A 10096-nucleotide genomic window follows, 5' to 3' on the forward strand; every position below is an offset into this window, starting at 1 on the left:
AATTTCCTTGTACTCTCCGGCGGCCCCTCTGAGCGTATGCACGCGTAACTTATACGTCTCCGATTCAGCTTCTAAACTGGACAGAATGAGTGAGATACCTCACATTAGTTCGAGTATCAGTAAAGAAATGGCCGAGGAAAACGACGAACAAGAAACAGGCGAGGAGACATCTTCTGTTCCACTAAGCCGTCGGTCGGCAATCGGGATGTTCGCGGCGCTGGGGGGTGCGGGGCTGTTCGGGACGCCCGGAGCGGCCGACGAACACGACCCGGAGGACGTCTCAGTCGAGGACGACCGGCCGGTCGGGACCGAGGCGCTCCTCCAGTTGATCGAGGACGAGTACGGGGATATGCTGACCGAGGAGGACATCGAACAACTGGAGGCGGAAGTCGCGTCCAACCGGGAGGTGGCGATGTCGGTCAGGGACTTCGACCTCGCCAACGGTGACGATATGGCGATGACCTTCCGCGCCTACCGGGGGTCGTACTGATGATTCCCGACGACGAGGTGCTGTTCGAGTCGGTCCCGGAACTCGGACAGCGACTCCGGGACGGCGAGTTCACTTCTTACGAGTTGACGCTCGCGTACATCGACCGACTGATGCGTATCGGGCCGACGCTGAACGCCGTCCAGACCATCACCTACGACCGCGCTATCGAGGCCGCCGAACGCGCCGACGAGGAACTCGCCAACGGGACCGACCGGGGACCGCTCCACGGCATCCCCTTCGGCCTCAAGGACCTCATCGCCTTCGAGGGGTACAACACGACGTGGGGGGCAAACCCCTACCGCGATCAGGAGTTCGACTACGACGCGACGGTCGCGGAGAAACTCTTGGAGGCCGGGGCGGTCCCGGTGGCGAAACTGGCCAACGTCGAGTTGGCCGGCGGGATGGGCTACTCCCCGGAGACGATGACGTTCACCGGGAAGGGACACAACCCGTGGGCGCCGAACGACGAGGACGAGTGGAGCGGCGGCTCCTCCAGCGGCTCCGGACAGGCTCCCGCCGCCGGTCTCGTCGGGTTCGCCATCGGGACCGAGACGTGGGGCTCTATCTTCTCGCCGTCGATAAACTGCGGGCTCGCGGGCCTGCGGCCGACCTACGGCGTCGTCAGCCGGTACGGCGTGATGGCGCTGTCGTACACGATGGACAAGATAGGTCCGATGTGCCGCACGGCGGAGGGTTCACAGGCCGTCTTCGAGGCTATCTACGGCCCGGACCCGATGGACCACACGACCTCAGAGCGGATGGAACTCATCGAGGAGGTGTCGCTCTCGGACCCGCCGGAACTGGCGGTCTTCGACGCCGACCCCGACGACGAACACTTCCAGGCGTCGCTGGACACCCTCTCTGAGTTCGCGGAGATAACCGAGATAGAGATGCCCGACCTGCCCGCCGCACAAGCGGCCCTGACCATCTTCCCCGCGGAGGCCGGCTCTATCTTCAACGAACTCATCGCCTCGGGCGAGGTCCAGGACCTGACCGACCCCGAGGGGAGCATCGGCGGCTACGCCTACGACAGCATCCTCGGGAAGGACTACGTCACCGCCCAACGGGTGCGCAAGCGGATTCAGGAGGAGATGGACGAACTACTCGAACCGTACGACGCGCTCGTCACAAACGGCCGACCGATCAGCGGGACGACGAACCTCTGTGGCCTCCCCGGGCTCACCCTCCCCAACGGCTTCGACGACAACGGCGTCCCGACGTCGCTGGTCTTCACGGGCCGCGCCTTCGACGACCAGAAGCTGTTCGAACTCGGGAAGATGTACGAGGAGCGGACGACCACATCGACCACTCGGACCTGCTCGGCACCTTCGGCGAGGACACCTTCGACCGCGCGCTGTAACCGTCCCGCCGGCCGGTCGGCGCTCCGCTCGCCACCGGATATGAAGAACTATTACGCTCCCGAGTCAATCTTTCCGGTATGGACGTCGGACTCGTAATTCTGGACGGCTGGGGACTAAACGACGACGAAGACACCCGCGACGCCGTTCGCGCCGCTGACACACCGAACTTCGACCGCTACTGGGACACCGGCGCACACAACCGACTGGAGGTGTCGGGTCGCCGCGTCGGCCTCCCGGAGGGCCAGATGGGCAACTCCGAAGTCGGCCACCTCAACATCGGCGCGGGCCGGGTCGTCAAACAGGACACCACGCGCATCACCGACGACATAGAGGACGGAAGCTTCGTCGAGAACGACGAACTCGTCGCGGCGATGGACTACGCCGACGACCACGACGGGAGCGTCCACTTCCTCGGCCTCGTCTCCGACGGCGGGGTCCACTCCCGACAGACCCACCTCCACGCGCTCATCGAGATGGCCGCCGACCGCGGCGTCGAGGCCGTCACCCACGCGTTCATGGACGGCCGCGACACCTCGCCGAAGGGCGGCGCGGGCTATCTCGGTGAACTGCAGGACGTGATCGACGAACACGGCACCGGCGATGTGGCCACCGTCACGGGCCGGTACTACGCGATGGACCGCGACCAGAACTGGGAGCGGACCAAGCGGGCCTACGACGCCATCGTCTCCCGCGAGGGCGACCACCACGCCGAGACGGCCGTCGAGGCCGCCGAGCAGTCCTACGCCCGCGACACGACCGACGAGTTCCTCGAACCGACGACCGTCGAGGGTGGCGCGACCCTCGAAGACGGCGACGCCGTGATATTCTTCAACTTCCGGTCGGACCGGGCCCGGCAGTTGACCCGGATGCTCAACGACATCCGGCCGGAGGACTGGGAGTACGACCTCACGCCGCCGGAGACGTACTACGTCACGATGACCCAGTACGACGAGACGTTCGACGTGCCGGTGGCCTACGCCCCGAATCAGCCCGAGAACACCCTCGGCGAAGTCGTCTCGGCGGCGGGGCTGACCCAGTTGCGCCTCGCCGAGTCCGAGAAGTACCCCCACGTCACCTACTTCCTCAACGGCGGCCGCGAGGTGGCCTTCGAGGGCGAACACCGCGAAATCGTCGAGAGCCCGGACGTGCCGACCTACGACCACCAACCCGAGATGTCGGCCGCAGGCGTCACCGATACTGCTATCGAGCACATCGAGAACGACGACCCCAACGTCCTCGTCCTCAACTACGCCAACCCCGATATGGTCGGCCACACCGGCGACTTCGACGCCGCCATCGAGGCCGTCGAAGCCGTCGACGCCGAACTGGGGAAACTCGCCGACGCGATTCAGGCCGCCGGCGGCCACCTCCTGATCACCGCCGACCACGGCAACGCCGACGATATGGGCACCGTCGAGGACCCCCACACCGCCCACACGCTCAACGACGTGCCGATCATCTACCTCGACCCCGAGGGTACCGACGGCGGGCGCTCGGTCCGTTCGGGCGGGACGCTGGCGGACATCGCCCCGACGATGCTGTCGCTGCTCGGCGTCGAGCAACCCGCCGAGATGACCGGCGAGACGCTGCTGGAGTGACGCTACCTTCCGGGCGCTAACAGTCTCCCCGGCGGTCTTCTGGAGTACGTCGACGATCCACAGGGGTCCCGCGCTACACTTATTTTGCTACTGACCGTACGGCCAGTGATGACCTCCGATTCGTCGGCCTCTATCCACGTCCTCCATCTCGACGACGACCCAGCACTGGGTGATCTGGTCCAGCTATACATGGAACGCGAGGAGAGCGGGCTGGACTGTCGGGTCACGACAGAGACCTCGGCCTCACGTGCGCTGGAACGCCTCGACGCGGACGAGGAGACGTTCGACTGCGTGATCAGCGACTACAATATGCCGGAGATGGACGGTATCGAGTTCCTCGAACGAGTCCGGGAGTGCCACCCGGAACTCCCCGTCTTGCTGTTCTCGGGCGCGGAGACGAACGAGGTGGCCTCGGAGATAATCGGCGCTGGACTGACCGACTACCTTCAGAAGGGAGTCGGCTCCGACCAGTACACGATGCTCATCCGACGCGTCGAGCACGCCCTCGAATCGGACGGGCAGTTCGACGCGGACGTCGAGGCCCAACTCGACGGCGTCGGCATCGTCGGCGCGGACGAGTACTTCGACGAGGCCGACGACCTCTACGCGTCGCTGTACGGCTACGACCCCGAGGACGTCACGGGGAAACACTGGAGCGAACTCCACCCCGACGACGAGGTCGAACACATCCGCACGCACGTCCTCCCGGTGGTCGAGAGCGGCGGCGAGTGGCGGGGCCGGAGCGAGGGCCTCCGGTCCGACGGGAGTACGTTCACCGAGTCGAAACTCGTGACGGCACTGGAGGACGGCCGGATGCTCATCGCCGTCTCGGAGATAGACGAGCGCGCCCTCGACACCGAGGAGTGACCGCCGGTCACTCCCAGTAGTCGACGGTGCTGTCGATGTCGTAGTAGCCCTCGAAGTCACGCCCGCCGCGGCCGCCCGGCGGCGCGCCGACGTAGACGCCGAACGTCTCCTTCTCGGGGTAGATTGTCACGTCCGGTTCGACCATCGTCGAGACCATCAGGTACCGCAACGCGTCGTCGCTGTCGTTGACGATACGGTGGCCGCCGGACTCGTCGGCGGGGAAGTAACAGTAGTCGCCGGCCGAGACGGTCACCTCGCCGTCCGGGCCCCGGACCTGTCCCTCGCCGGAGAGGACGTACATCGCCTCGGCGTTCGCGGTGTGGTAGTGGTAGGGCCACGAGCGCTCGCCGGCCGGCAGTTCGTAGAGGCTCGTCCCGAGCATCTCGGCGCCCGCGGCCGCCGACAACTCCCTGCGCCGGAAGGTCGCCGCCTCGGTGTCGTAGTCGCTCCACTCGACGTCGTCGCCGTCGACGTGTTCCATAGCGGTGGATCGGGTCACAGCGGCCAAAAACTACCGGCGCCGTGTCACACCGTGTCGACGTGTTCCGGTACCCGAATACCGAGCGGTCGTTCGGTCCCCACGGTCCGTGATCGGATCACGTCCGCCAGTTCGCGCATAAAGTCGTCGACGGTGTTGCCCATCACCACGACCCGCCCGCGGGCCGACAGTGCGTCGTCGAGCACGTCGGCTGGTGCCGTCGAGGTGTGATCGTACTGCCGGATGTCACCGTCGACGTTCGCGGCGAAGGCCTGACGCCCGCCGCCGACGACGTACACGCACTCCGCCGCCCCGTTGTCGAGGAGTCGCCCGAGATAGCGGACGAACGAGGCCGTGCGGCCCCGACGGTCGGCCCGCAGGAAGACCAGCGGAACGGTCGGCGGACCGTCGGGTCCGACCAGCGCCCGCCGGACGAGTTCGGTGCTCTGGACGTCGTTGACCGACGCGGCGTCGTGGACGTACCCGTTCGGCAGGACCCGCCACTCCGGAACCATCGTCCCCAGTTTCCGGTCGAGTTCCGACGCTGGTATCGGCGGTTCGTCGAGGACGTCGAGGATGTCGCTCAGCCCGTAGACCAACTCGACGCCGGGGATGTCCGCGTCCGCCTCGGGCGGGTCGACGTGCGTGACGGGCGCGTCCCGGCGGCGCAGTTCCGCGGTGAGGTACGACTGCAGTCGCTCGTCGCTCTCCCCGCTGACGACCGGCGTCCCGCGGGGGACGGCGCGGGCGAGCGACCGTGCGATCTGTTGTCTGTCCCGCCCCATCGTGTCGAGGTGGTCCTCCCGGACGTTCGTGAGAAAGACCACGTGGGGGTCGACGAACGACTGGTTCACCAGCCGCGTCGTGTACTGTCTGATCCCTTGGTTCTCGAAGATGGCGACGTCGACGTTCTCGACTCCTCGGAGTTCCCGCTCGTTCTCGTAGAGGCGGACCTGTTCGTCCCGTTTGACGGCTCGCTCGGTGCCGTTGTACACCGACACCGGGTGGTTCCCGGTTATCTTCGCGTACGTGTCGTAGCCGCGTCGCTCGAAGACGTCGTGGAGCCACCGCGTCGCGGTCGATTTCCCCCTGACCCCGGAGACGACGATGCGCGTGTCGATATCACCGAGGCGACGGCGGTGGGCCACCCCCGCTCCCAGAGCGTTCGAGACGCTCGCCGCCAACTCCCCGAAGACGCGTCTGGCGGCTTCAGTGTCGGGCAGCTTCATACCGTCTCGCCGTCCTGTCCCGGTGACGATGCCGGCCCGCGCTCGTCCGATCCGCCGGGGCGAATCCGCTCCAGACGTACCAGCTCCCACAGCCCCGGCACGGCCAGCACGACGCCGAGGGCGTAGTGCCACTCCCGAACGGTCGACAGCAGCCCCGTCGCCGGCGGCGTGACGATGCTTCTCACGACGGCCGCAACGAGGATGAACACGGTGCCCGTCACGAGTACCGTCGCGCGCCGCTCGGCCGGCGGTACGACGTGGTAGTTGTACCCCGTTACGCCCCCGAGTATCCCGACGAAGAAGGGGAGCAGGCCGGTTCTGACGGGGATGACCGTCGTCAGCGACACCGCCGTGAGCAGACCCAAATTCACGCCGAGCGAGAGCAACACCCGACCGTACAGCAGCGTCCACCAGTGGGTGACCCTGATGCCGACGTAGGCAGCTCCCGCGGTGAGACACCACAGGGGGAGCATCCACTGGTTGCGGACGGCCGCCAGCACGACCAGCGGGACGACGACGACCCCAGCGATTCGGAGCCCGTACCGACTCCTGAGCAGTTCCGACAGCGCCATCCCGAACGCGAACACGGCGACGGTCACGACGCTCGACGCCACGGTCGGTACCGGCGGCCTGTCGACGGTCACCCCGAACCCGGCCGCGATATCCGACTGCGGCCCCAGCAACACGGGCGGGAGCACGTCGGCGAGCGGCGTCAGCCCGACGACTATCACGAGACCGATCCCGACCACGGTGAGAAACAGCACGACGGTCAGACTCCAGACCATATCGAGTATTCGGCGCTCGCTGTCCATCCGGTGGTAGTTGTACGCCGCGATACCGGGCAGGACGCTCCCGAAGAACTCCACCGCCGAGAGCTGTCCGGAGAGGCCGACGGCAACCGCGAGCACCTCGAACACCAACACCGGGATGAGCGCACCGATCAGCACGCTCGTCACGAACAGCGGCCGCCCGTACAGCAACAGCCGCCGCTTGATCACGTACAGCGAGACGTACGCGGCCGCCGTGCTCAACACGAACACCGGGAAGGTCCCGAAGCTCCGCAGGAGGTACACCGATATCAGCGGGACCACCACGACACCACCCAGCCTGAGGTTCCCGACCTGCGTCCCGGCGATACCCACGAGTAGCCCGACCAGCAACATCGCCGTGACGATCAGCATATCCGCACGGCCCACCCCGCTGTCCGACCACACCCTGTCCACATCGTCTTGTTGTCCATCAGACCACCGGGGGGTTAAGAAACACCCAAACAACGTTAGGTATCCTCGGCTCGCTGGCACTTTCGACTCCCCCGGGTGTGCCCGCGCCGCTAGTAGTTCACTCTCCCGCCCGCGCCCGAATCAGCCCCGCCAAATCGTCCCAGAACCCGTCCTCGTACTTCTCGGCGCTGTCGATGGTCGGCCGGGCGTTGGTCTCGCCGACGAGCGCACGCTCCTCGGTCACCAGCAGGTCGACGCCGAGGTAGTCGATGTCCAGCACCGCGGCGGCCCGTTCGGCCAGTTCCCGCAACTCGGGGGCGAGGTCGACGGCCGACGCCTCGGCCCCGCGGTGGACGTTGTGCTTCCACTGGCCCCGGGCGCGGGCGTCGGCCGGGAGGCGACGCTCGACCGCGCCGACGTACTCCCCGTCGAGGACCATCACGCGGTAGTCCCGCGCGTCGGGGAGGTACTCCTGAAGGAGGTACGACCGGTCGCCGGTCGCCCGGTAGTCCTGCACGAGGTCGAGGTAGTCGGTGACGCCCAACAGCGAGTCCAGATCGGACACCTTCGTCACGCCGGTCCCGCGGGTCGTCGAGTTCGGCTTGACCACTATCGGGGGGTCGAAGCGCTCGGCCGCGGCGGCGACGGCCTCGTCGTCGACGGGGTTCGAGACCATCGTCGTCTCCGGGACGGGCACGCCCGCTGCGGAAAGGCGCGTGAGCACGTCGGCCTTGTTCCGCGAGCGGAGAATCGCCTCGCGGTCGTTGACCCACGGTACGTCGAGCATCGCGTCGACGACGCCGCCCTCCATAATCCGCGAGGGGTAGACAAAGCCCACGTCGGCGTCGGGAAGGGGGTCGCCGCCGGTCAGCGAGAGCGTCCGCTCCTCCGGTTGGACCGCGACGGCGTCGATACCGCGCTCGGCGAGGGGGTCACCCATCCGCTCGAACGTCTCGGCCTGCGTGGTGATCGCGAGGGTGAGCATATCCTGCCTTCGGGCGCCGACAGGAAAACACACCGCTTGGCGGCGACCCAGGGTGTCGGCCGGTTCGTACGGATATTCGCTATCGCTGAATGGGGAATCTCGTCAGTTTTGCGTATCATAGGAAGCTTCGAATGGACTTCCTGTGCAAGTCTTGTCCGGACTTGCGTGCAAGATACAGGGCGCGAATCTTGCACAGATTCTTCGGATCAGTAATATTTATTCGATTGACAAATGTAGTCGAATAAAGCACACTTCGGTAGATCAGGTATCGTCGTAGTAAGTTCCCGGACCTCTGAGGTTGGGTGCGACGTCGAAAAGTTCTGGTTTCGTGTATTCCTCTCCGTGTCGGATTATTGAATCTACACCAAGGTGGCGTTGTACTTCCACTTTTCGTAGCTTGAGGAAGTGGCGTCCAGTATTTTTTGTTCTCATCAAATGATCATAGTAAATCTCGATCTGGTACACGACCTCCTTAATGTCCCTGTCGTCAAGATCATTCATTAGGTAGCCGAGTCGGCTTTCACCCTCCCCGTCCAGCCGAGGTGTACGGATCGCTGCTGCAAGTTTACCTACCTGTCCCGGAGATAAGCTTCCGATTTCAGCTGCTTCTCCGGCAGGAACATCCACAGCGTCTGAATCCGCAGAATGCGTCAAACTATCGCCTTCCGAGTCAACAGTGATATTCTGATCTTCAACGTAGAAGTGTAGCCTGATACCCATATCCCTCATCGGCCCGTTTCCGATATTCCGCATCTTCGGCCACAGGAACTGACCGTAGGAATCAATATCAAGAACTTGCAATATCGGTTCGTGGCTGGCCTCCATTAACCTCTGTTGTCCTTTCTGGAGTTCATTCTGGCTGCCTTGCCTAACCGCCAGCACGCCGTAGACCCCGATCAGAAGTACGGAGGTGACGAAACTGAGCCCAATACTCAATAGCTGGAGATTGTTCGAGGTATCCGCGTACGGGGACAGGCTATAGAGAAAAACCAGAGCGAGGAGGAGAAAAACTGCGGCACCGATCACAGCAACCGTCATCACGATTCTGTCTCGTTGCATATCTTATCGGACTCATCCAGTAGCCCTATAATTCTTGATGAACTCCGAAGAAGTGCTTTTCATCCATACAAGGTATATCCTCTGTATCTTGACCTGCTCTTGTAATCATATCCAGTCTAGTATATTCTCTACCCGTTTGCATCCTTTCGAGACCGACGGTAACAGCTCTCTCACACTCCAGCAGCTTGGCACAGCAGACAGTATCAGACCGGCGTCGCCGTCGGCAGGACCTGCGCGTACACCGAACAGAGGCGGTCGACGGCGTGTTCGACGCTGTTGGTGTCCCGCGTGTCGAGGCAGTTCTCGCTGAGTCGCTCCCGTTCGTCCAGCGCCCGTTCGAGCAACCGGCGGAAGGCGTCGATATCGCCGCGGGGATAGTGATAGCCCGTCACGCCGTCGTCGATGGTGTCCGAGAGCGCGCCGCTGTCGACGCCGACGACCGGCGTCCCACAACTGTTGGCCTCCAGCGCGACCAGTCCTTGAGTTTCGACGGGGCTGGGGAAGGCAAAGACGTCGAGCACCGAGTAGAAGGCGGGCAACTCCTCGCGGTCGAGAAAGCCCAGGAATCGAACGTCCCGGTCACGGCGCTCGGCGCGGGCCTCCAGTTCCTCGCGGGCGGGGCCGTCGCCGCCGAAGACGACCGTCGCGTCCATTCCGGCGGTGGCGTCGAGGATGTCCGTGAGGCACTTCTCGAAGCCGTGGCGGCCGGTGTAGCCGACCAGCGGGCCCTCGCCGAGGTCGTACTTTTCGCGGAACTCCTCGGTGTCGACGGGCCGGAAGATATCGGTGTCGACGCCGTTCGGGACGAC

At 64.8% G+C, this 10096-nt stretch carries 10 protein-coding genes; 4 read left to right on the forward strand and 6 right to left on the reverse strand.

Going from position 1 to position 10096, the window contains the following annotated elements; genetic code table 11:
• Window positions 1-127 precede the first annotated feature (127 nt).
• The 4 genes from GJ629_RS03170 to GJ629_RS03185 all read left to right on the forward strand — a co-directional run bounded on the left by GJ629_RS03170 (window position 128) and on the right by GJ629_RS03185 (window position 4316).
• Window positions 128-490 (forward strand): hypothetical protein, encoded by a 363-nt coding sequence (locus GJ629_RS03170; RefSeq protein WP_157511713.1) that lies wholly within the window; start codon window positions 128-130, stop codon window positions 488-490.
• Window positions 490-1947 carry an amidase gene (locus GJ629_RS03175; protein ID WP_157511714.1) on the forward strand — a complete coding sequence of 486 codons (1458 nt, stop codon included), beginning with the start codon at window positions 490-492 and terminating at the stop codon, window positions 1945-1947. Before GJ629_RS03170 ends, GJ629_RS03175 begins: the two co-directional genes overlap by 1 nt.
• Window positions 1929-3449 (forward strand): 2,3-bisphosphoglycerate-independent phosphoglycerate mutase, encoded by a 1521-nt coding sequence (gene gpmI, locus GJ629_RS03180; protein ID WP_157511715.1) that lies wholly within the window; start codon window positions 1929-1931, stop codon window positions 3447-3449. The genes GJ629_RS03175 and gpmI overlap by 19 nt, the downstream gene beginning before the upstream one ends.
• 108 nt (window positions 3450-3557) lie before the next feature.
• Window positions 3558-4316 carry a response regulator gene (locus GJ629_RS03185; RefSeq protein ID WP_157511716.1) on the forward strand — a complete coding sequence of 253 codons (759 nt, stop codon included), beginning with the start codon at window positions 3558-3560 and terminating at the stop codon, window positions 4314-4316.
• A gap of 7 nt (window positions 4317-4323) precedes the next feature.
• Here GJ629_RS03185 and GJ629_RS03190 read toward each other — a convergent pair whose 3' ends face one another.
• From GJ629_RS03190 to GJ629_RS03215, 6 genes are all read right to left on the reverse strand, one after another.
• Window positions 4324-4797, reverse strand: coding sequence for a cupin domain-containing protein (locus GJ629_RS03190; protein WP_157511717.1), 474 nt, complete (start codon window positions 4795-4797; stop codon window positions 4324-4326).
• Window positions 4798-4841: 44 nt separating this feature from the next.
• Window positions 4842-6023, reverse strand: coding sequence for a Mur ligase family protein (locus GJ629_RS03195; protein WP_157511718.1), 1182 nt, complete (start codon window positions 6021-6023; stop codon window positions 4842-4844).
• A complete protein-coding gene (locus GJ629_RS03200) occupies window positions 6020-7204 on the reverse strand; it encodes a poly-gamma-glutamate biosynthesis protein PgsC/CapC (RefSeq protein ID WP_157511719.1) in 1185 nt (394 codons plus the stop codon). Before GJ629_RS03200 ends, GJ629_RS03195 begins: the two co-directional genes overlap by 4 nt.
• 157 nt (window positions 7205-7361) lie before the next feature.
• The gene (locus tag GJ629_RS03205) at window positions 7362-8228 is read right to left on the reverse strand and encodes a RimK family alpha-L-glutamate ligase (RefSeq protein ID WP_157511720.1); all 867 of its coding nucleotides are present in this window, start codon (window positions 8226-8228) and stop codon (window positions 7362-7364) included.
• 261 nt (window positions 8229-8489) lie between these two features.
• A complete protein-coding gene (locus GJ629_RS03210; protein ID WP_157511721.1) occupies window positions 8490-9287 on the reverse strand; it encodes a hypothetical protein in 798 nt (265 codons plus the stop codon).
• Between the two features lie 203 nt (window positions 9288-9490).
• Window positions 9491-10096 (reverse strand): glycosyltransferase (locus tag GJ629_RS03215; protein WP_157511722.1); only part of this gene is annotated, 606 nt, incomplete at its 5' end.

This window comes from Halapricum sp. CBA1109 (assembly GCF_009741825.1).
GTDB lineage: Archaea > Halobacteriota > Halobacteria > Halobacteriales > Haloarculaceae > Halapricum.

What these genes read in the sequence shown, in the direction of transcription:
- GJ629_RS03205 (WP_157511720.1), bottom strand. Translation starts at nt 8,228, where the DNA reads ATGCTCACCCTCGCGATCACCACGCAGGCCGAGACGTTCGAGCGGATG.
- gpmI (WP_157511715.1), top strand. Translation starts at nt 1,929, where the DNA reads ATGGACGTCGGACTCGTAATTCTGGACGGCTGGGGACTAAACGACGAC.
- GJ629_RS03190 (WP_157511717.1), bottom strand. Translation starts at nt 4,797, where the DNA reads ATGGAACACGTCGACGGCGACGACGTCGAGTGGAGCGACTACGACACC.
- GJ629_RS03175 (WP_157511714.1), top strand. Translation starts at nt 490, where the DNA reads ATGATTCCCGACGACGAGGTGCTGTTCGAGTCGGTCCCGGAACTCGGA.
- GJ629_RS03200 (WP_157511719.1), bottom strand. Translation starts at nt 7,204, where the DNA reads ATGCTGATCGTCACGGCGATGTTGCTGGTCGGGCTACTCGTGGGTATC.
- GJ629_RS03195 (WP_157511718.1), bottom strand. Translation starts at nt 6,023, where the DNA reads ATGAAGCTGCCCGACACTGAAGCCGCCAGACGCGTCTTCGGGGAGTTG.
- GJ629_RS03185 (WP_157511716.1), top strand. Translation starts at nt 3,558, where the DNA reads ATGACCTCCGATTCGTCGGCCTCTATCCACGTCCTCCATCTCGACGAC.
- GJ629_RS03170 (WP_157511713.1), top strand. Translation starts at nt 128, where the DNA reads ATGGCCGAGGAAAACGACGAACAAGAAACAGGCGAGGAGACATCTTCT.
- GJ629_RS03210 (WP_157511721.1), bottom strand. Translation starts at nt 9,287, where the DNA reads ATGCAACGAGACAGAATCGTGATGACGGTTGCTGTGATCGGTGCCGCA.